This is a genomic window from Pseudomonas sp. 3B-A001-10F (genome assembly GCF_056313565.1).
The window spans coordinates 72,424-93,724 of record NZ_JBQYFW010000003.1 but is presented as its reverse complement, the minus strand read 5'-3'; the positions used below and the strand labels follow the sequence as shown (position 1 = coordinate 93,724).

20 protein-coding genes and 1 pseudogene are annotated in these 21,301 nt (G+C 55.3%); 12 read left to right on the top strand and 9 right to left on the bottom strand.

All coding sequences use genetic code 11. From position 1 onward, the window contains the following. Positions 1–60 precede the first annotated feature (60 nt). Both AC0ZWN_RS04510 and AC0ZWN_RS04505 read right to left on the bottom strand, forming a co-directional pair. A pseudogene (locus tag AC0ZWN_RS04510) lies at positions 61–1,137 on the bottom strand (methyl-accepting chemotaxis protein); the annotation flags it as partial. Positions 1,138–1,550: 413 nt separating this feature from the next. Further along, positions 1,551–2,051 (bottom strand): Lrp/AsnC family transcriptional regulator, encoded by a 501-nt coding sequence (locus AC0ZWN_RS04505; RefSeq protein WP_476334172.1) that lies wholly within the window; start codon positions 2,049–2,051, stop codon positions 1,551–1,553. Positions 2,052–2,170: 119 nt separating this feature from the next. Between AC0ZWN_RS04505 and AC0ZWN_RS04500 the strand changes: the two genes are divergently transcribed. The 3 genes from AC0ZWN_RS04500 to AC0ZWN_RS04490 all read left to right on the top strand — a co-directional run bounded on the left by AC0ZWN_RS04500 (position 2,171) and on the right by AC0ZWN_RS04490 (position 5,851). Continuing rightward, complete coding sequence (locus AC0ZWN_RS04500; protein WP_186624053.1) at positions 2,171–3,205, top strand: histone deacetylase family protein; 1,035 nt, start codon at positions 2,171–2,173, stop codon at positions 3,203–3,205. A gap of 50 nt (positions 3,206–3,255) precedes the next feature. Next, a complete protein-coding gene (locus AC0ZWN_RS04495; RefSeq protein WP_476334170.1) occupies positions 3,256–4,308 on the top strand; it encodes an ornithine cyclodeaminase in 1,053 nt (350 codons plus the stop codon). Between the two features lie 127 nt (positions 4,309–4,435). After that, a complete protein-coding gene (locus AC0ZWN_RS04490) occupies positions 4,436–5,851 on the top strand; it encodes an amino acid permease (protein ID WP_105705089.1) in 1,416 nt (471 codons plus the stop codon). A gap of 44 nt (positions 5,852–5,895) precedes the next feature. Here AC0ZWN_RS04490 and lepB read toward each other — a convergent pair whose 3' ends face one another. The 3 genes from lepB to AC0ZWN_RS04475 form a co-directional block, all read right to left on the bottom strand. Further along, positions 5,896–6,693: a signal peptidase I gene (lepB, locus tag AC0ZWN_RS04485; protein WP_093433792.1), complete on the bottom strand. Its 798-nt coding sequence runs from the start codon at positions 6,691–6,693 to the stop codon at positions 5,896–5,898. 81 nt (positions 6,694–6,774) lie between these two features. Beyond that, complete coding sequence (locus AC0ZWN_RS04480; RefSeq protein ID WP_476334169.1) at positions 6,775–7,128, bottom strand: hypothetical protein; 354 nt, start codon at positions 7,126–7,128, stop codon at positions 6,775–6,777. Between the two features lie 201 nt (positions 7,129–7,329). Beyond that, the gene (locus AC0ZWN_RS04475) at positions 7,330–7,692 is read right to left on the bottom strand and encodes a DUF6124 family protein (protein ID WP_414915707.1); all 363 of its coding nucleotides are present in this window, start codon (positions 7,690–7,692) and stop codon (positions 7,330–7,332) included. 462 nt (positions 7,693–8,154) lie between these two features. Here AC0ZWN_RS04475 and AC0ZWN_RS04470 point away from each other — a divergent pair, with 462 nt between their 5' ends. The 6 genes from AC0ZWN_RS04470 (at position 8,155) to AC0ZWN_RS04445 (ending at position 12,137) form a co-directional block, all read left to right on the top strand. Further along, complete coding sequence (locus tag AC0ZWN_RS04470; protein WP_476334168.1) at positions 8,155–8,700, top strand: PAAR domain-containing protein; 546 nt, start codon at positions 8,155–8,157, stop codon at positions 8,698–8,700. Between the two features lie 10 nt (positions 8,701–8,710). Then, positions 8,711–9,493, top strand: a complete 783-nt coding sequence (locus AC0ZWN_RS04465) for a hypothetical protein (RefSeq protein ID WP_064120710.1) — start codon at positions 8,711–8,713, stop codon at positions 9,491–9,493. After that, complete coding sequence (locus AC0ZWN_RS04460) at positions 9,478–9,840, top strand: DUF7079 family protein (protein WP_476334167.1); 363 nt, start codon at positions 9,478–9,480, stop codon at positions 9,838–9,840. Before AC0ZWN_RS04465 ends, AC0ZWN_RS04460 begins: the two co-directional genes overlap by 16 nt. A gap of 68 nt (positions 9,841–9,908) precedes the next feature. Then, positions 9,909–10,544 carry a hypothetical protein gene (locus AC0ZWN_RS04455; RefSeq protein ID WP_476334166.1) on the top strand — a complete coding sequence of 212 codons (636 nt, stop codon included), beginning with the start codon at positions 9,909–9,911 and terminating at the stop codon, positions 10,542–10,544. A gap of 159 nt (positions 10,545–10,703) precedes the next feature. Next, positions 10,704–11,690 carry a tRNA dihydrouridine(20/20a) synthase DusA gene (dusA, locus tag AC0ZWN_RS04450; RefSeq protein ID WP_476334164.1) on the top strand — a complete coding sequence of 329 codons (987 nt, stop codon included), beginning with the start codon at positions 10,704–10,706 and terminating at the stop codon, positions 11,688–11,690. 27 nt (positions 11,691–11,717) lie between these two features. Then, positions 11,718–12,137, top strand: a complete 420-nt coding sequence (locus tag AC0ZWN_RS04445) for a DUF2388 domain-containing protein (protein WP_476334163.1) — start codon at positions 11,718–11,720, stop codon at positions 12,135–12,137. On the opposite strand, the gene AC0ZWN_RS04440 is transcribed toward AC0ZWN_RS04445, so the two are convergent. Then, on the bottom strand, positions 12,138–12,971 hold the full coding sequence (locus AC0ZWN_RS04440; protein WP_476334161.1) for an undecaprenyl-diphosphate phosphatase: 834 nt from the start codon (positions 12,969–12,971) through the stop codon (positions 12,138–12,140). 505 nt (positions 12,972–13,476) lie between these two features. Between AC0ZWN_RS04440 and AC0ZWN_RS04435 the strand changes: the two genes are divergently transcribed. The 3 genes from AC0ZWN_RS04435 (at position 13,477) to AC0ZWN_RS04425 (ending at position 16,913) form a co-directional block, all read left to right on the top strand. Next, positions 13,477–14,217 carry a winged helix-turn-helix domain-containing protein gene (locus AC0ZWN_RS04435; RefSeq protein ID WP_476334160.1) on the top strand — a complete coding sequence of 247 codons (741 nt, stop codon included), beginning with the start codon at positions 13,477–13,479 and terminating at the stop codon, positions 14,215–14,217. Positions 14,218–14,496: 279 nt separating this feature from the next. After that, positions 14,497–15,129, top strand: coding sequence for a winged helix-turn-helix domain-containing protein (locus tag AC0ZWN_RS04430; RefSeq protein WP_093433774.1), 633 nt, complete (start codon positions 14,497–14,499; stop codon positions 15,127–15,129). 389 nt (positions 15,130–15,518) lie between these two features. Next, positions 15,519–16,913 carry an undecaprenyl-phosphate glucose phosphotransferase gene (locus tag AC0ZWN_RS04425; RefSeq protein WP_186624445.1) on the top strand — a complete coding sequence of 465 codons (1,395 nt, stop codon included), beginning with the start codon at positions 15,519–15,521 and terminating at the stop codon, positions 16,911–16,913. Between the two features lie 886 nt (positions 16,914–17,799). Here AC0ZWN_RS04425 and AC0ZWN_RS04420 read toward each other — a convergent pair. Genes AC0ZWN_RS04420 through AC0ZWN_RS04410 form a run of 3 tightly spaced genes read right to left on the bottom strand, consistent with a single transcriptional unit; the run spans position 17,800 to position 21,298 of the window. Continuing rightward, positions 17,800–19,878 carry a YjbH domain-containing protein gene (locus AC0ZWN_RS04420; RefSeq protein ID WP_476334158.1) on the bottom strand — a complete coding sequence of 693 codons (2,079 nt, stop codon included), beginning with the start codon at positions 19,876–19,878 and terminating at the stop codon, positions 17,800–17,802. Beyond that, the gene (locus AC0ZWN_RS04415) at positions 19,875–20,633 is read right to left on the bottom strand and encodes a capsule biosynthesis GfcC family protein (protein WP_476334326.1); all 759 of its coding nucleotides are present in this window, start codon (positions 20,631–20,633) and stop codon (positions 19,875–19,877) included. Before AC0ZWN_RS04415 ends, AC0ZWN_RS04420 begins: the two co-directional genes overlap by 4 nt. Then, positions 20,633–21,298 carry a YjbF family lipoprotein gene (locus tag AC0ZWN_RS04410; RefSeq protein WP_034156404.1) on the bottom strand — a complete coding sequence of 222 codons (666 nt, stop codon included), beginning with the start codon at positions 21,296–21,298 and terminating at the stop codon, positions 20,633–20,635. The genes AC0ZWN_RS04415 and AC0ZWN_RS04410 overlap by 1 nt, the downstream gene beginning before the upstream one ends. Positions 21,299–21,301 lie beyond the last annotated feature (3 nt).

Here is a 21,301-nt window from a genome sequence, read left to right as displayed (position 1 = left end):
AGAAGTGGAAATATGCGTCACGCCATTGCCGATACCTTGCACCAGTGTGTTCAGGTTTTGCGCCATGTCCTGCATCGCATTTTGCAGATCGCCCAACTCGTCTTTGCGGTTTGATTTGGCCTGTACCGTCAGATCGCCCTTGGCAATCCGTCGAGCCAGTTCAACCGTCAGCGCCAGCGGTGCAGTGATCTGGCGCGAGATGACCACCGAAGCAAACAGCCCGATCACCAGCGCCAACACGGTCAATACGGCGATCTGAACAAAGGCTGAGTGCTGATCTTCACGCGCCAGGCGCTGCTGGGTGTCCATCAGGCCATTCATGATCTTGTCCATCGCCTTGCTTTCCTGGTCGACCTGGTCGCGCATGTTCTGTTTCTGCTCGAACAGCCCGGCCACTTCCACCAATACTTCGCGATAACGACGCATCCCGGCATGCGCATCTTCCAGTTGACTCGACAGGGTCGCCGGCAAGTTGCTACGCGCCTTGGTGATATCACTCAAGAAGGTATCGATGGTTTCCATCATCAGTTTTTTGTTCGCGTCGTTAGGCACCGCAATGTAACGACGCAACATCAGGCGAAACGTGGTCATGCCATTGCGCAAGTCGGCCAGCGTGCGCAGATCCCGAACGCGTTCGCCATCGGCAGACGCCAGCGCATTGGTCGTGGTGGTTTCAAGCATGCCGGCAAAAGTTTGCGCGTACTTGTCCGACAGCGCAGTCAGCGGTTTCAGAGCATCAGTGGTCGACTGATCAGCAGCGATCAGCCGTTTGACCTTCTGGTCGTAGGCAACAATCGTGGCTTGCAAAGCCTTCAGGGCTTGCTGGTTCTCAGCGCGGGTCAAGGTGTCCAGCGCCTTGCTCACCAGGCCCTGCAAGACATTCAACTGCGCGTTATAGGACTCGGCGAACACTGCGTCAGCCGCGGCTTCGTACTGTTTCTCAGACAGACGCATATCTTGCGTCGCGTCATTCAACGTGCCGATCAGACGCGTCGTACTCAAACGATCAACCAGCACGCTGTTGCTGTTATAGCCAATGAAGGCAACCGCCAAAACGGCCAGCAGAAGAATGCCGAAGCCGGTCCCCAGCTTGCGGGAAACCTTGATGTCACCCAGGAAATTCGATGCAACTGCCATATTCAGCCTCAACGCCCTGACGCGAAACGCCAGGCACAAAAAATTGATCTCCGGTAACCACAGTCACCGTCCAGACATTCGGGGGTCGTCATCCAAGGCGTAATACGGGACGCTCCAGCTGTCCCGGAAATGCAAAATGCGGATGCTGTTGAGGCGTCGAGAAGAAACCCGACGCGAGCATCGGCAGACAAACCCGTCACGTCGCAAACAGAGGGTCTGCACGCTGGATTTATCGTTTCAGCAAAGGTATCTGGAGGGATGCTAGTAATTTTGCGAAAACTTGTACAACTTTATATTTTTGTACAATCGTTGAACTTTTTGAGCCGCGTGATGGCGCACTGCCATCATGATTTATGGCACATCGCTACTGGCGCAAAACCAGGCTGAAAATGCTGATTCAGGCGCCTGCCGACTCAGTCCCTTGCTGGCTTGGGAATCGCAATCCGGCTCCCAGTCTTGACCTCGCGCAACGCCAGACTCGACTGAATCGAGGCAATCCCCACCTGACGCCTGAGCACCTGCTCAATGAAGTCGCTGTAGCTATCAAGATCCTCGGCCAACACCTGCAACACATAATCGGCATCGCCAGTAATTTTGTGACAGGCCACCACCTGCGGCAATTGCGCAATCACCGCCTCGAAGGCGTCCGGCGCGTGGTCGGCGTGGGTGGAAAAACGAATGTGCACGAACGCCATGATATCCAGCCCGAGCATTCGCCGATCAAGGTTGGCCTGATAGCCCTTGATGACCCCCGCCTCCTCCATGCGCTTGCGCCGCCGCCAGCACGGCGTAAGGCTCAGCGACAGCCGCTCACTGAGTTCAGCGTTGGAAATGCTGGCGTCTTCCTGCAATAACTCAAGAATTGCCAGGTCGGTCTCGTCGAGGCTGATGCATTTGGATATTTTTTTCTGCATGCCGCCATTCCTGAGTAAAAACGCCCGAATAATCGACCAAACCACGAAAACAAAGCAAAGAAAGCGCAGCCAAGCCGGAACAGAATATTTGCACTGGCCAACAATAACGGATGCGCAGAATGTTTACAGTTTTCAGTGATTCCCACCGTTTGCACCACGGCACCGAATTGAAAGACGGCGTGCTCAAACCTTCGTTCGAGCAACCGAGTCGCGCCGACACCGTGCATAACCGCGTCAAACAGGTCGGCCTCGGGCAGATCGTCGAACCGCGCGCGTTTGATCGCTCGTGCTACGTCAACGCGCACAGCGAGCGCTACGTCAGTTTTCTCGAAAGTGCCTGGAGCGAATGGCGCGCAACCGGTCGCACTCACGATGCCTTGCCGCTGGTATGGCCGGTGCGCGATCTGGCCGGAGAAGAGGTGCCGACCTTCATCGATGGCAAGCTCGGCTTCTATGCCATGGACGCCGGTTCGCCGATTACCGCGACGACTTGGCAAGCGGTGAAAACCAGCGCCGACATCGCCCTCACCGGCCTGGCCCTGATCGATGAAGGCCACGACAGTGCCTTCGCCCTGTGCCGTCCGCCCGGCCATCACGCCGCGCGCGAATACATGGGCGGTTATTGCTACCTCAACAACGCCGCCATTGCCGCGCAACAAGCCATCACCCAAGGCGCCAAACGCGTCGCAGTGCTCGACGTCGACTTCCATCACGGCAACGGCACGCAGAACATTTTTTACCAGCGCAGCGACGTCATGTTCGTCTCGTTGCACGGCGAACCGGCGGTGTCCTATCCGTACTTCTCGGGGTACAGCCACGAAGTCGGCGCGGGTGTCGGCGAGGGTTACAACCTCAACTATCCCCTGCCGAAAAACACCACCTGGGAGAGCTACCGCAACGCCCTGCTCCACGCCTGCAAAAAACTCCAGCAGTTCGCCCCTGAAGTGCTGGTGATTTCCCTCGGTGTCGACACCTTCAAGGACGACCCCATCAGTCACTTTCTGCTGGAAAGCGATGACTTCATCGGCATCGGCGAACTGATCGCCAGCGTCGGCTGCCCGACCCTGTTCGTCATGGAGGGCGGCTACATGGTCGATGAGATCGGCATCAATGCCGTCAACGTGCTGCACGGTTTCGAGAGCAAACGCAGCTGAGCCGCCCGCCGCTCTACAACCTTTCAATGACTGGATCGGAGAATAAAAACATGACGCTTTTTATAGATGTCGATGATGCTGCACGCCTGTTCACTCAAATCGGTATCCGCCGCGCCATCCGCGAAATGGCCGGCTACATCGAAGCGGACTACGCACGCTGGGCACAGTTTGATAAATCGCCGCGCACGGCCAATCACTCGGCAGACGGCGTGATCGAGTTGATGCCCACCGACGACGGCCAGCAGTACTCATTCAAATACGTGAATGGCCACCCGAACAACGGCCAGCAGAACTTGCTCACGGTCATGGCCTTCGGTCTTCTGGCTGATGTGCAGAGTGGCTATCCCACGCTGCTCAGCGAACTGACCTTGACCACCGCCGTGCGCACCGCCGCTACCTCGGCGCTGGTCGCGCAATCGCTGGCTCGCCCGGGTGCGACCTCGATGGCCTTGATCGGTAACGGTGCGCAAAGTGAATTCCAGGCACTGGCCTTTCATGAAATGTTGGGCATCACTGAAATCCGCATCTTCGATATCGATCACGACGCTTCACTCAAGTTGAAGCACAACCTCGCGGCGTACCCGGACATCGACGTGATTCTGGCCAGCTCGGTGAAGGACGCGGTCAAGGGCGCCGACATCGTCACCACGGTCACCGCCGATAAAGCCTACGCAACGATTCTGACCCCCGAAATGATCGAGCCCGGCATGCACATCAACGCGGTCGGCGGTGACTGCCCGGGTAAAACCGAACTGCACGCCGACATCCTGCGCAACGCCCGGGTCATCGTCGAATTCGAGCCGCAGACGCGCATTGAAGGCGACATTCAGCAACTGGCAGCCGACTCCCCGGTGATCGAGTTTTTCCGCATTGTGCAGGGCGAAGTCGCCGGACGCGAAAACGATGCGCAGGTGACGGTCTTCGATTCGGTGGGTTTTGCCCTGGAAGACTTTTCCTCTCTGCGCTACCTGAATGACCTGGCTCAGGCACAGCAAATCGGCCAGCGCATCCACCTGGTGCCGACGCCGGCCAACATCAAAAACCTCTTCCAACTGCTGGATCCGCAACCGGCCAAAACCTCGCGTCTGCGCACCGTCAGTTGATCGGTCATGACAGCCCCCAAGCCACAGGGGGCGACTCACCTTGTGATCAGCCGCTGCACCTCTAACAAGAACGCTCGACACCTACTTTCTGCCAAAACTCAAAAACATAAAATCAAGAGGTTTTGCAATGAAATCGACCCCTTCCGGGCTGCCTGAACAGCCCGCGCTGCAGCGCACGCTCAGCAATCGTCACATCCAGTTAATGGCCATGGGCGGTGCCATCGGGACCGGCCTGTTCATGGGCTCCGGGAAAATCATCGCCCTCTCCGGGACGTCGATCATCCTCATCTACATGATCATCGGCCTGTTCGTGTTTTTCGTCATGCGCGCCATGGGCGAAATGCTCCTGTCCAACCTCAACTTCAAAACCTTCGCCGACTTCGCCGGCGCCTACCTCGGCCCACGCGCAGCGTTCTTTCTCGGCTGGTCGTACTGGCTGAGCTGGAGCGTGGCGGTGATCGGCGATGCCGTCGTGGTCGGCGGATTCTTCCAGTACTGGTTCCCCGACGTACCGGCGTGGATACCCGCCGTCGGCATGCTGGCGACCCTGTTCGCGCTAAACGTGCTGACCGTCAGGCTGTTCGGTGAGGTGGAGTTCTGGTTCGCGATCATCAAGATCATTGCCGTCGTGACCCTGATCGGCGTCAGCACCGTGCTGATCGCCAGCTCCTTCGTCTCGCCCAGTGGCGTCACCGCGTCCCTGAGTCACTTGGTGGACAAACAAGCGGCGTTCCCCAACGGCTTGTTCGGCTTCTTCGCCGGATTTCAAATGGCGATCTTCTCCTTCGCCGGCACCGAACTGATCGGCACCGCCGCCGCCGAAACCCGCTCGCCGGAGAAGACCCTGCCGAAAGCGATCAACTCGATTCCGCTACGGATCATCCTGTTCTACGTGCTGGCACTGACCTGCATTATCGCCGTGACCTCGTGGCAGCAAGTCTCCCCGGTCAAAAGCCCCTTCGTCGAACTGTTCCTCGTCGCCGGATTTCCCGCAGCGGCCGGTATCGTCAACTTCGTGGTCCTGACCTCAGCGGCATCCTCGGCCAACAGCGGCGTGTTCTCATCAAGCCGCATGCTGTTCGGGCTGGCCAATCAAGACAACGCGCCCGGCCTATTCCGCCGACTGTCGAGCAACAGCGTGCCGCTGCTGAGTCTGGCGTTTACCACGCTATTGATGCTGGTCGGCGTGCTGGTGCTGTTCATCGTGCCGGAAGTCATGACCGCATTCACCATCGTCTCCACCGTGTCGGCGATTCTGGTGATCTTCACCTGGTCGACCATCCTTGCGTCTTACATCGCCTACCGCAAAAAACGTCCGGATCTGCATGCGAAATCGGCTTACAAGATGCCCGGCGGCGTGCCGATGGCTTGGTTTTCGTTGGCGTTTTTGGGGTTTGTGCTGGGGTTGCTGGCGTTGAGGCCTGATACGCGGATTGCGCTGATGGTGATGCCGGGGTGGTTTGTCTGGCTGGGGATTGCTTACCAGTTGACGCGGTTGAGGAAGCCGAAATCTGCGGTTGAGTCGGCGAGTCAGTTTGGCTAGATCTGCAAGCGAAAGCCGTCACCTTAAGGTGACGGCTTTTGTTTTCACTGAAAGGCTGTGCCAATCCTCGACCGATCGGATGAGTACCAGATTCCGGTGACTTTACCGGTAATGTCTTCGAGTGCGACCTGGCCCATGAAGCGGCTGTCGTTACTGCTGTCGCGGTTATCACCGAGCAGATAAACATGATCTTTCTCGACCACCGTCGGCGGCGTTTGCAGATAACGAGGATTCTTCACGCGCTCTGGCGGTGCAAAGAACAGCCCCATGTTTTCGCCGTTGCGAATGACCTTACCATCAACAATCGACAAGGTATCGCCACCCACTGCCGCCACACGTTTGACCGCCTCCGTGCCGTTGTAGCGATAAGTCACAATGTCGCCCACCTGCGGCGCGTCGATGCGCATTTTGGTGACGATATAGTCACCGATCGAAAGGGTCGGAACCATCGAGCCAGAGGGGATGAAGTAAGTCTTGAAGCCCAGCGTCGGACCTCTCAATGGCCCCAAAAGAATCAGCGTGAGAATGACCAGCGCCACCACGTAAAGCACATGGAAACGGGTGCTGGGGCTGTTCACCGGATGGTCGTTTCTACGCACCGATATCGCAGCTGCCGTGGCCGAGCCGAGCTTCACCAGGACGATAAACGTAGCGAAGACATACAGGCCCACTGGCGTGGCAGGCACCCCGCAGACACCGAGTAAAATCACACCCAGATAAAGCAAAGCGGCAACACGCACCGCCCACTTCACCTGACCGGCGTACACCAGACCCCAGCCGGCCACCAGGCACGACATCACGAATGCTTGCAGCGGCAGCTTCGGCTTATCAGGAGCAGACATAAATTCTCTTCACGTAAATAGCTGACAATCAAGCGCCCGGCCTATTGAGCCAATAGGGCGCTACGGGCAATGCAGAGGGGGTTATTTAGCAGAAAAATAACCGGTCGTACGCAATTGCAGGCTGTACACCCAGATACCAAACACCAGTGCATATTCCTTGAACATCGGCAGAGTCAGCAGATGCACAACCGAACCGCTGTTCATTTGCGACAGAGAGAAGGCAATTCCCAGGATCAACGCCAGAACAAAGCACAGAGAACTGATCTTCTTTCTCGCCAGCAACAGCAAGCCGCCGACAAACATCAACAATGCCACCACGCAGACGTTCAGCAGCATCAGAAACGAAATATCCCCTTCCCGCGCTTGTTGAAACCCGTCATGAGCCACCCACAGGCCGGCCTGAATCAACACGACAAAGCAATAAAAAACGGTCATGAAGACAACGGCGGGACGTGTGTTGTACCAAGCTCGGGACGATGTAGCTTCCATGGTGCGGCGACTCCTGAGTAAAGGCGCGGAATGCTACTAAATGGCCATCACCCTGTCCATTTCCACGCCCTCCTCCCGGCTGCTTTGCCCAGCGCGAACAGCCCCTCCGTGGCAACGGCTGAGCCGTTCACCACAAAGGGGGCTGATTTACGCTTTCACCTCAACGTTATCCAACGCCTGATTCACCGCCAACTCGCCCAACATCACTACCTGCGCAATACCCAGCGCGGTTTTGCGGTGCGAGGGGTCAAGTGCTGCGGCGAAGTTGTTGAGCATTTCCGAGGCGGAACTGAGAGTTTCACTGGCATTGGCCAGCAGGGATTCCGAGTCGTATTTGGGGTTGGCGAGGTACATGCGCTCGGGCTCGTTGACGCTGGCCATGATGTGGCCGGCGGGAAGGAGGTAGTGATCGAGCGCGCGCTCGGCGGCTTCGTGGAGTTTTTTGGAATTGGGAGATTGGTACGGGGATGCCGGATCGGTTTCTGGTGGGTTGGGCGTTACTTTGAACATAGATGGAACCTCTAGCGCGATTACTAAAAGGAGCCATCACCCACGCTACCAAACGATGGGTGGCGGCCATACGCGGGTTGGTAGACCGGTCGCACTAGAACCCGGCGCCCACGAATGGGCCCCACGCATGACCACCATGAAATCCGAGTCCTGAGGAAGCGACTGAAATTGGTGATGCAATGCATCTAGACACGAAGCGGGCTACCAAACCCGATCACTGGTTTTCAGTGATGTGGGGACGATAGAACCTGCGGGCTAGACGCACAAGCCGGGGGATTCTGTCTTACGTGTAGGGGGTGGCGCAAGGTGTTGTAGGTCTTGGACGACACCGCCTCAACTTACTTAAACAAGCGCCGCCTTTGCTGTATAAATTCACGAAAATCCGAGCGCCTCGCCGTCAGACATCGAGCAAAGTAAGTCTGATACAGTCGCAACGGTTAATTCGATGACAGGAAGTCAAACATGGCAAAGCCAGCCGCACGCATTACCGATCCCACCAGTTGCCCCATGCCCGGGCACGGCGCGAAAGCCATCGCCTCCGGGTCCCCCGATGTATTTTTTGATGGGCTGGCATCTGCTCGAAAGGACGACACTTGCACCTGTGGCAGTGCACTATCCTCAGCTGTGTCTGGCACGGTATTTATCAATGGCAAGAATGCTGCGCTTGTTGGCACTACCGGAAGTCATGGCGACGTTGTCATTGGCGGCTCAGGTACAGTGATCATTGGTAACTCGCATACACCTGCGTCCTTTATCCCGCCTATCCCGATGATCGTTCATGGAAACTGGATTGGCTTCAAGATCTCGGCTGCCGAAAGTTACGAAGGACTTTCTTGCGTAGCTCATTTTGAAGATGGGTCGAAGATGCAAGGCGTGTTCGACGCTAAAAACACCGTGAAATTTTCCAACCCGACGGGTAAAGCCTGTACCGCGATCGATTACGGAACTGATGAGCTCCAAAACGGCCCGTCCCTTCTAGAAACTATTCTCGGCAAAATTCAGAGATAAGGAACATCTCATGACAGAACCCATGCTCATCACGGGCAGTTACGTCTTGAAAAGAGAGCACGACCTACATAGCTCGCCTCTAGAAATGGCGATTGCTGGGATGGAAGGTGCAGCAGCACGCTTTGCCACTGACGCTATCAAGGACGCCGACACTCGATTGAAATATCAGAGCAAGATCAAGGAAATGTCTCGACTTGTTGAGAGCGAAGTCTTGGCAGGAAATGTTTCCGCAAAGGATGGCGTCGCATATTGCCAAGAAATGCGTAACAACATCATGAGCGAACATCGAAAATTCACTTCCGCTCAAGGCGTTGCTGTTGCTGAATACATCAAGCTCAACGGCCCAACATTGCAAACCACTCTAGATAAGTACGCCCACTCATTATTCAAGAAAAAATTTGACCTTTTGACAGATTTAGAAAAATCTAAAGTCCATTATCTGATCCTGAAAAAATCGGGGGTAGACAACGCAAAAGTGACTCGTGGCACAAAGATGATGAAGGTTACGGGAAAAGTCGCCTGGATCATCACCGCTGCCTTCGCAGCCTCAGAAATCTACAAAGCTGACAACAAAACTAAAGAAGCCGGTCGCCAAGGGATTATTCTAGGTGGCGGTGCCGCCGGTGGCGCGTTGGCCGGACTGAGTATCTCAATGCTGTGCGGTCCCGCCGCCCCAGTTTGCGCAATCGCTGTTGTGATTGCGGGAAGCGTAGCCGGAGGCATCCTCGGCGACTATGTGGCAGATAGTTTTGATGAGGAACTGGAGGAGTTTTTGACATGGAACGTTCAATGACGGATGAGGAACTCGCTTACGTTTATTGGGCGCTATCCGACGCTTTTGTTGATACAGAGGTTGATTACGAAGCTATTGCACGTCAAACCGAAGAATACGACCCAGAAGAAATAAAACGAATTCTTTATCATGAGGTTGCGCCAGTCTGTCATACCAATCTTGAAACTGTCATTCCAATAATATGGTCTGCCTTCAATTTAGAAAACCTCAAATCCGATATAGAAAAAACATTAAAAGCTCGAGAAAGCAGCTATTTTCGACGACAAAGAGACAAACTACTAATTCGCTGGCTGGAATTTAGATACGGCTACATCTGGAAGGAAATCAGCAAACAATATCAAAAGTAAATGGCCTCGCACAAAGCGCAAAATCCAGATATTTCAGACTCACCTACAACAAGCGAAAGGATTAATAAATGACTCATCTGACAGACAACTGCACAGGCGACGCAAAAAAGAACAAAATCTGCAGCACATACACTATAAATGTCATCTCGAGAATTGCGTTAATGCCTGGCAAAACAATTCAAGGGTGCTGCAGGGAGCTTGAGGGCGAGCACACTATTTTTCACTACCAGAGCAAAACAGTCGCAAAAGACGAAGGATTTTTTTCAGTAGGAAAAAGCTGCGCACAAAGCTTTCTAAAAATAATAAAACAAGAGCTTCCTGCGCTCATCGACCCGATTCAACACCTCTCAATACCCACAACCAGAACAATTTCCAGCAATACCACTACATCCACCTCATGCCAGACAAGCACTCCGACACCCGCGATAAACCAAGAGCTTTACACCGCCATTAACTTATTTGCCATTTTACAAAACACAATTCCGAAATACGCTCTGCAGCGAATATTACTAACCATACATAACACACCACATCAAGCTGTCGACGAAAAAGTCGTATGGGACTTCATCAAAGTACTCTCATCCTTTAAGAAACCACTTAACGAACTTATTACAGATGCAAAACAGAAATACCCCAACATGAAAACCTACAGCTTTCCAATAATCAACTCCATTGCCAGTAAAAACTGGATTAGCCTCCCTTAACTACACAGTTATAAAAAAATGGGGCAGACCACCATACTCAGACATTCAGTGTCAGCCCCATCAGCGAATGTAACTACACAATTGCAACACTTGAGATTTTGCCCAACCCCATTTCTGATAAACTCCCTCGCCTTCGCCCCTCTGATCCAGATTCCCCCAATGCCTCTACAACCCGCCCCACTCTCCCGCCGCTTCTCCGTCGCACCGATGATGGATTGGACTGACCGCCATTGCCGTTTCTTCCTACGCCTCCTATCGAAGAACGCCCTCCTCTACACCGAAATGGTCACCACCGGTGCGCTGCTCAACGGCGATCACGAGCGCTTCCTCCGTCACAACGAAGCCGAGCACCCTCTCGCGTTGCAGTTGGGCGGTAGCGTTCCGTTGGATTTGGCTGCCTGCGCCCGCATGGCCCAGGAACACGGCTACGACGAGGTGAACCTTAACGTCGGCTGCCCAAGCGATCGTGTGCAGAACAACATGATCGGTGCCTGCCTGATGGGTCATCCGCAACTGGTGGCGGATTGTGTGAAGGCGATGCAAGACGCGGTGTCGATTCCAGTAACGGTAAAGCACCGCATCGGCATCAACGGTCGGGACAGTTACGCGGAGCTGTGCGATTTCGTCGGCACTGTTCGCGATGCCGGGTGCACCAGTTTTACCGTGCATGCGCGGATTGCGATTCTGGAGGGGTTGTCGCCGAAGGAGAATCGTGACATTCCGCCGTTGCGCTATGACGTGGCGGCGCAGCTGAAGGCGGATTTTCCGGAGTTGGAGATTGTGCTGAATGGCGGGATCAAGACGATGGAGGCTTGCCAGGAGCATTTGCAGACGTTCGACGGTGTGATGTTGGGGCGTGAGGCTTATCACAATCCGTATTTGCTGGCGGAGGTGGATCAGCAGTTGTTTGGCAGTTCGGCGCCGGTGATCAGTCGGGCTGAGGCGTTGGCGCAGTTGCGTCCTTATATAGCCGAGCATTTGCTGGCCGGTGGGGCGATGCATCACATCACGCGCCATGTGCTGGGCTTGGGCACGGGGTTCCCGGGGGCGCGGAAATTCCGTCAGTTGTTGTCGGTGGATATTCACAAGGCCAAGGATCCGCTGGCGTTGCTGGATCAGGCGGCTGAGTTGCTTGAAGGTCGTTGATTGATGGTTTGAGTGTGCGGGCGACGCATGAGCGTTGCCCGCTGTTTTGTTGTACTGACAGGATGTCTTTTGTTTATGCCCGCGTTTACTTTTTCTGCTTTCAAGCGCTTCACCCTCCTCGCCTTGTTCAGTTTCACTTCCGACGTTTATGCGCACTGCGATGGCTTTTGTATGGGCCGTACCGATACGCCGTGGGAGGTGACACAGTTTTCCGGCTTCACCCTGGTGTCTTTATTCCTCGCGCCTATTTCGTCTAGCCAGGAAACGACCGACAGCCATAAACGTGTTTACTCTGCTGAAGAACAGGAAGATGCGCGACTCTATCTGGCCAGCGACGGCATGCTGCAGGCCGCTTATTTCACCTCGGCCCTGCAGCGCTTTCGCCAGGAGTCGGCGGATTCGACATTAAACGATCTCGCCGTTGCGGCGTTGATCAGCAGCCAGTGATCAGGCGGCTGCGGCGGCGGTCCAGTTGACCCAGCCAAACAGCCACGTTGCCAGAATCAACAAACCAAACGCGATCCGATACCAGGCGAACGCGGCGTAGCTGTGGTTGGCAATAAACTTGAGCAAGCCGCGCACGGCGATCATGGCGAAGATGAATGCGGTGACGAAGCCGAGGGCGAAGACTGGCAGGTCGTTGGGCTGGAACAGGTCGCGGTATTTGTAGCCGGAGTACACGGCGGCGCCGACCATGGTGGGCATGGCGAGGAAGAACGAGAACTCGGTGGCGGCTTTGCGTGACAGGCCGAAGAGCAGACCGCCGATGATGGTGGAGCCGGAGCGCGAGGTGCCTGGAATCATCGCCAGGCATTGTACGAAACCGACTTTCAGTGCGTGGGACCAGCGCATGTCGTCGACGTGTTCGACGCTGATCACATGGCTGCGCTGTTCGGCCCACAACATGATGATGCCGCCGACGACCAGTGCCACGGCGACGGTGATCGGGTTAAACAGGTATTCGTGGATCGCGTCGGCGAACAACACGCCCAAGACCACGGCGGGCAGAAAAGCGATCAGCAAGTTGAGGGTGAAGCGTTGCGCATTACGTTCGGTAGGCAGGCCTTTGATGATGTGGAAGATCTTCGGTCGAAACTCCCAGACGACGGCAAGAATGGCACCCAGTTGAATAATGATGTTGAAGGCCATGGCGCGTTCGCCGCCGAATTCCAGCAAGTCGGCGACGATGATCTGGTGGCCGGTACTCGAGATCGGCAAGAACTCGGTCAGGCCTTCTACCGCACCTAATATCAACACCTGGAAAAGGGTCCAGAAATCCATTAATCCTCCGTCAGAGCGCTCTTGATGAGCGACCGGGTAATAACACTCAGGGGTTGAGTATCTGCAGTGAGACCATTGACATACATAAACGCAAAAGTTCATCAGCCACAAAGATTACGTCTTATTAAAAGACACACTCAAGCCATGTTAGTAATCGTCGGCCGACGAACTACGCAGAAAATATTTAGGCCTTTTTGCAGAAAAAAGTTGCTCTGACAAAAAAGTGTGATCAATATCACATTATTCTAGGATGGCCAGACAGTGGCAATTGGACACGGATAAGGCTATCGCAATAAGCTCAAAATAGTGGCACCATTGCATATCGCCACCATCTAAGCAGTAGTTCACCCCTCCGAGAAAATCAACTAAAAGCTTGAAAAGCTTAATTATTGTTAGAAAACTCGCGAGCCACGTCTAAAAATCGCGTGAATGTTACCAATTGTCAGTCACAGATGAGAACCGGTGCTTTAACATCCCGATGTCAGCACTTAATTCGAGTCAATGCATGATGCTCTCAGCGAACTTAGCGACTAGAAGCCCGCGCCCGACAAACGACGAACCTGGTGTTCTTACTCTGGGTCGTACCCGTGGCGTGGCTGAACATTTCAAAGCGCTAGTCGCCCAGCATATACGTACCGATATGGCGCTCGAAGCCAGCGCGTACACTAGTTCATATCAGTTGAATGAACAGTCTGGTTCGTATCGAGCGATCTTCCTGGTTATCGACAGCCCTCAGGCGCTCGAAGAAAATCTTGCCCTGGTCGAGAACCTGCGCAGCGACAACTTGAAACCGATCATTTGCGCGGTCATCACCGGTCGCGGCGCCTTCAACAAGATCAAATATTATCTGGCTGGCGCGGATGTTTGTATCAAGCTCAATACCCTTTCCGACGATGGCGCCGAGTTGCTGGGCGAGTTCTTCAACAGCGAAGAATGGCAACGCGATATCGATCTAACGCTTGATCCGACGCGTATCTGCCTGATGGGCACCAGCAAGAAACTCGATATCTCGTTTGCCGAAATGAAGATCCTCGAAGCCTTCGCGCAAACCAGTAATCACATTCTGAGCCATGATGAAATCGCCAGCATCATGGGCCTCAACACCAATTTCTACGACCCTCGAGCGCTGGAGAAGTCAATCAGTCGCTTGCGTGGAAAAATCAAGGACATGTATGGTACAAACGCGATTCAGAGCATTCGCGGCTATGGCTATCGCCTGCTGCGGGGTCTGATATCGACTGCCTGACTCTCGGGCAGCCATCCCATTTGCATACGTACGAAGGATCGTCTAATGCAACCATATAGCTTCCGTTCTGCTTCACGCCTGTTTGAAATCAAGCAATTGAATGAGCGCGACAACACGCCCCATAACAATAAAACTCCATAACATAGCAGCAGATCGAGTGGAATTTATCGAGGGCCAATCTTGGGCCCAGACCCTGCCTATCGATTACTTCCGAGGAAGTCATTGCTCGCCTGCCGATTTATCTTTTAGCCAATTTTGGTATGTATTCAGGAGAGAGACATGGAAACTAGTACAACCCTCCCAAGGAAATATTTTGTTGTCGTGACTCACAGTACAACGTCGCAACGAGAACTGGAGAGCATGCTGTCCAGTGAACGTTTCAATTCGTTTGAAGGGGTTGATTCGCCCTCTTCCGCTCCAATGGTGATGGAGTTCACATATCCAGGCATCAGTCGAAAAAATATCCCGCGCAGTATCGAACACGATACTCAGCGAATAGTGGCCACGCTCGAGTCCGAATGGCGCGCCGCGCAATCGGCTAATCCTTTCCAGAATGTCCCGGTCATTACCGGGGAGTCCCGCAACATGCCACCTGCCGTTGAAGGTGATATGCCCGGCAATGAAACCTGGCATCTCGACCCGGCTCAGGGTGCACTGGTCAAAGAAGATGTCGAAATCAGCCTGACTGGCCTGGAAACAGCACTGGTCAGAAAAATGCTCAGCCATGAAGAGCGTGTTGTCAGTCGTGACGAGCTGATTCTCAGCATCGGTCGAGAACCGGAACAATATCGCGGCCTGGAAATGTGCCTGAGTCGCCTGCAAGACAAATTCAAAAGCGCCAGTAATGGTGAGCGACTGTTTCGTGCCGTCAGAAACCGCGGTTATTGCCTGATTCAGGAAGTCGTCGCGTAACCCGCAAAACCTCCACGAACAGAACAAACAGAAAAAGTGCGATTACAAAAACAACAAGAGCACTCTGTTTGGCTTGGTCTTCCTCCCTGAAGTAAATATTCCCTGCCTCCACCCTCCAACAGTAACAAATACAACACACTTTATTCACCCCTCGCTCCACGACCTTTTCTAACACCCTTTTATTTAATTATTAAAAAGTTGGCACTGTGCCATCTTGTTAGAACTCGTCAGACACCATTCCAGCCAATAACTTAGTCTATTGACTGACGACAGTTCGGCATATCGATGTTGTTACCTCAGGACACTCGCTACAACAAAAACAATAAGTCTGCATAACAACTCGGTTTTCAACTGTTGAAACCTGAATGGACGTCTTTTGGGGATACCGTATGGATCTTTCTTTAAGTATCAATCGAAGCACAGGCCTCAAGGGACTGACCTTTTGGGGCCAATGGGCGCTGGCACAAGGCTTTGTGGTGACGCTGCTGTTCATACTCGCCGAGCAGCACACCGGGACGGTCGCGTTCTACTACCGGATGTGTGCAACCCTGGCGGTACTGGCGTCGGTGCCGGCGTATACGTTTAGCGGTGTTTATCGCAAGCGCGACAACTACCTGACCGGTCTCGGTCGCCTGTTCATGGGTTGGTCGATGACCATGGCGGCGCTGGCGTGCATCGCTTTTGTCTGCCAGGCCGATGAGCTGTTTTCGCGGCAGGTGATTCTGAGCTGGGCGGTGTATGGCTTCCTCGGTCAGGCGTTTCTCTACGCGCCGCTGCATGCGTTTTCCAAGTACTACCAACGGTCGCGTAAAAGCGAACACAAGACGCTGATCGTCGGCACCGGCGAACTGGCGTTGGGTCTGGCGAAGAAGCTCAGCCAACTGGAAAACCTGCCGCTGGTAGGTTTGGTCAGCAATGGTGATGTGTCTGCACTGGGTTCGGATGCTCCGCGTGTAGTGGGTGATCAGGAACAGTTGCTGGAGCTGATCGAAACCCATGATATCCGCCGCTTGTACATCACCCTGCCGCTGTGCGAAGCCGCGAAAATCGAAGCGATTTATGGTGACTTGCTGGGTGCCAACGTCGACGTGGTGTGGGTGCCGGACTTGAACAGTCTGACCCTGCTCAATCACTCGGTGAAGGTCGTGGACGGCCTGCCGGCGATCTACTTGAACGAAAGCCCGCTGACCAGTCGCCCTACCGCTGCCTTGAGCAAGAGTCTGGTAGAAAAAACCGTGGCGTTTCTGGCGATCATCGCGCTGAGCCCGATCCTGCTGATCATTGCGCTGGCGGTGAAGATCAACTCGCCAGGTCCGGTGTTTTTCAAACAGGATCGCCATGGCTGGAACGGCAAGGTGATCAAAGTCTGGAAGTTCCGCTCGATGCGTGTTCACGATGACCGTGACGTGAAGCAGGCCAGCCGTAATGACTCGCGCATTACCGCAGTCGGCCGCTTTATTCGCCGCACTTCGCTGGACGAACTGCCGCAACTGTTCAACGTGTTGCAGGGGCACATGGCCCTGGTCGGCCCACGCCCGCACGCCGTCGCGCACAACAACTACTACTCGGGGAAAATCCTCGCGTACATGGCGCGTCACCGGATTAAACCGGGGATCACCGGGCTGGCCCAGATCAGCGGCTGCCGGGGTGAGACAGACACCATCGACAAGATGCAGAGGCGTGTCGAGATTGACCTGCAGTACATCAATAGCTGGTCGTTGTGGCTGGATCTGAAGATCCTGGTGAAGACACCGTTTACGTTGCTGTCGAAGGATATTTACTGAGGTTCGAAGCTGTGTACCGCAAGGGGACGAAAGTCCCCTTTTTTGTGCCTGGGATTTGAGGGTGGAATCGGGTCTTGGATGGATGCAAAAACTGTGGGAGCGAGCCTGCTCGCGAAAGCGGCGGGTCAGGCAATGATGATACTGACTGTGCTGACGCCTTCGCGAGCAAGCTTGCTCCCACAGGGATTCGGGATTGGCTCGGGATTTGTGGCGTGACAAATAACCAATGTAGGAGTGAGCCTGCTCGCGATGACGGTGTGTCAGCCAATATCAATATTGAATATGCCGACCTCATCGCTGGCAAGCCAGCTCCCACAGGGATTCGGGATTGGCTCGGGATTTGTGGCGTGACAAATAACCAATGTAGGAGTGAGCCTGCTCGCGATGACGGTGGGTCAGCCAATATCAATATTGAATGTGCCGACCTCATCGCTGGCAAGCCAGCTCCCACAGGGATTCGAGATTGGCTCGGGATTTGTGGCGTGACAAATAACCAATGTAGGAGTGAGCCTGCTCGCGATGACGGTGTGTCAGCCAATATCAATATTGAATATGCCGACCTCATCGCTGGCAAGCCAGCTCCCACAGGGATTCGGGATTGGCTCGGGATTTGTGGCGTGACAAATAACCAATGTAGGAGTGAGCCTGCTCGCGATGACGGTGGGTCAGGCAACAGGGATTGTCGACTGGTTTGACGCTATCGCGAGCAGGCGAAGGCCTACAGGGGATTTGTGGTTGGCTCAAGCCTTGTGACTAGACACATAACCTGTGGGAGCTGGCTTGCCAGCGATGGCGGCGGGTCAGCCAATATCAATATTGAATGTGTCGACCTCATCGCTGGCAAGCCAGCTCCCACAGGTTTCAGAGGTGCTTCGGATATCCGCGCTTACTCCGTGATCTTCTCGAAATTCCGATAAAACATGTCCCCTTCCCGGCTATCGGTCATCGAGTGCAATTGGTAGCTGCGGCTCAGTCGCGCACCACCGTCACGGGTCAGCGGGGCCCAGACCAGGTTGGCGCGGCGCATGGTCGACATGCTCATCATTTCGTCGAACGGGATCGACAGGTAGATGCCTTTGTCGAAACTACCTTCGCCATACTCGGCACTGCCCGCCGTGGTGATCGTCGCCCACGCACCAAAGCGCACGCCATTGAAGAATTCGCGCGAGATGTCCAGCGTGCCGCCCCAGTCCCCGGCCAGATAACGCCCGACGCTAACCGCCGCCAACGTATCGAACGGCAAATCGGTATACGCCGTGACATGCCCGGTCACCACCGAGTAATCACGCAAAGCAAAACCCTGATCGAAATCGCGCTGACGCACCCAGTTCAGATCCGCGCCCACCGACCAGCGCTCACCGGTCGGGCGGAACAACACCTCACCGCCGACACCAGCAAACATCGACTCCAGATAACCGCCATAGACCATCCCATACCAGTCTTTATCCAGTTGCTCGGCGTGGCTGACCTGGAATAACGGCATGGTCGTGTTAGACGTGGTCAGGTACTGACGCAAATCCGTGCGCACACGCGGCAAGCCGCTCGGCGCGTCGTAGGTGAACTTGTCGAAGTTGTTGGCCAGATTGGCACTGAGCAACCCGCTCCACCAGGTGTTGCGGTTGAAGCGGTATTCAGCGTCGGCATCGGCACTCAATTGATAGAGCAAGCCATCCGGACCGCCAACGTTCTGCTTGAAGCCCAAACCCACGCCATAGCTGAAATGCTGCGGCGCTTCGGTGTAGAGGGTCTTCTCGTTGTGCGGCATCGCCGGGTTGATCTCGGTGGTGCGGTGCAGCGATTCAAGTGGCTCTTCGTTGTTGATCACCTCACGGAAGGTCTGGCGCGGCAAACTGGTTTCTTCCAGCGGCAAGTCGTAGCGCTTGTTGACCACGGTGAACCAGTCAATGTCGTCGTTAACGCTGTTGTCGAGAATCCGGCTCGCCCGGCCCACAGCCTTGGACGAATGGAAGTAACGCTGCTGCTCGCCATACACGATCAGCTCGGAATCACGCTGCGTAATGCGCTCGACCTTGTAACCGGCATTCTGCTGCAAACGCTGCGAGACGTTGGCCCAGTTGACCTGATCCATCGCCGTGGTCGGTGCCTTCGCCGGCAGCGGTTCCGGAGTCGGATCGTAGGTCTTCGCCGGAGCCTTGCGGCTGACGAAATTGGTGTGAAAGGTCACGCCGAACATCGCCGTATTACCGCGCTCCCACGCCGCACTGACATCGACCGAATCGGTCACCTTGAATACCGCGCCAAGGTTGATCGGCGAGTCCTGTTTGATCTCGTTGTCCTTCGGCTCATGCTTGTAGTCGTTGCCTTCGTATTCGAGTTTCAGGCTGAGACGATCCCACGGCGTCTGATAGCTCACGCCACCGAAGAACGACGGCCGCCCACGAAAGTACGAACCCGAGTTGACGTCACCGGTCCCTTCAAGCGCCGGCCGGGTATCGAAGCGATCGCTGACGTAGCCCAACGGGTTGTCGATATCGCCGCGATTACCCAGGTAACCCCAGGCAATACCGGCGCTGAAATCGAAGTTGTCGTAGCGTTTGTTGGCGACGAAAAATTCACTGGAGAACAAACCGGTACCACCGATATCTCGGAAGCCCAGCGCCACGTCGGGCAGCCAGTGACTTTCCTGCCACAGCCGGACTTTGACGTCGACCGCCTTATCCTTATAGCTTTGACTACCGCTGAGGGCCTCCGAGCCGTACGGTCGGTTGGTGATCGCGGTGTAGCGAAACGAGCCTTCGAGCCAGTCAAGCGGCTGCAACGACACGCTGTAGCGGCTGTACGGGTCGGTGCGGTTGGCGTTGACGCTCAACTCGCCGGCGGGCGCCATGCGCGCGGTCGGCGTCTGCAACAGACCGGTGCCACCGAAGTCATTCTGGGTAATACGCGGCTCGGCATGAGCCAGACCGCAGGGCAATAACAACACAGCTGCAAAACGTAACTTCAACGAACCACCTCGGCCAGCTGCGTGGCAATGAATTCGGCCAACTGCTGATTCAGTTCAGGAAGAGGCGGATCAAGATCATCATTTTTCAACGGCACCAGAATCTTGCTGCCGGCCACGGGAAAGTGTCCGGACTCTCGATTCCAATGGGCGATACCGACACGTTGCGAAGCGCCATTGGGCTGGATCAGCCACAGGTAATCGGCTTCGGCATCGGCCAGAATCGAACAGCCTTGCAGGTATTCACGGGCCTCCTGCAACGGCTGATACGGCAAGTGGCACGGCTCGGCGACGGCACCGAGCACTTGCACTTCGTCGACGCGTTTCGGGTAGATCAGACGATCACCGTCATCGAGGCGAATGTTGCGCGCGAAGCCGACTTCCAATGCAACCGGATCAAGATCGGCGATCTGCCGCCCCGTTACCGGCATCTGCCGCACTTCTTCGGCAATGCGCTGCGCCAGTGCCGCCCGACTCGGCCGGTCGAACAGCATCGACATGCGTTGCAGCACATCCAGATCAAACAGCACACCGACCTTGAGCCGTGTCTGCTCTTCTATCAGCGACTGCCGCAGCAAGCCGCCCGCCAGCCAATAGCCTTCGGCATTCGGCACGGCTTCGCTGATCACATCGAGCAAGCGTCCGCCCGGTGGCAACGGGACTGGCCCGGGATTGGCGACATCACCCGACACCGTGACGGCCGCCTGACTCACACTCGCGACCAGCATCAGGCCCGCCGACAACATTTTCAGGCGCATCACGGCAGGTGCCTGCGATCAGGGGTCAGTTGCACGACCTTGACGCGCAACTGCGACGTCAGCTGCTGCTCGCTCTGCAAGATGAAACCGTCACGCGGATCGACCCAGTAACGATTGGTCGCGCTCAGGCCGATGGCCGGGGCGTCAATGTGTTCATCGACACGCAGCACGGTGTATTCCTTGTCGAGAATCTTCAGGGTCTGTTCCGAGCGGCGGGAGAAGCGGCTGTTGACGATCACCCCGACTTCCTGACCTTTGTAGAGGTCGATCCAGCGCCGCGTGGTGAAACCATCAGCGACGTGATGCAGGCCCTGTTTGAACGGCGAGTCATCGGCCAGCCGCGTGCCATCGAGATCGCCTTCCAGACCCAGGCCAATGGAACGCACGGCAAGGCCATTGCGCAGCAGCAGAACCTGTTTGCCCGAGGCGACCCAGAACTGCAGGTCTTCACGCTCGCGCACCAGCGCCAGCACCCCGGAGCCGGAAGGCGTGGTCAGTTTCATTTGCGGATAGTTGACCCCCGCCACTTCGGCCGCCGACACATCGACCTCATCCGGGCCGACGACCGCCGCTTTAAGGTTATTTAACGAAGCGCTCATCAGCGGGTTACAGCCGCACAGCAACGAGGCCGCCATCAGGCACAGGCCAACTTTCAAAATGTTCAAAGT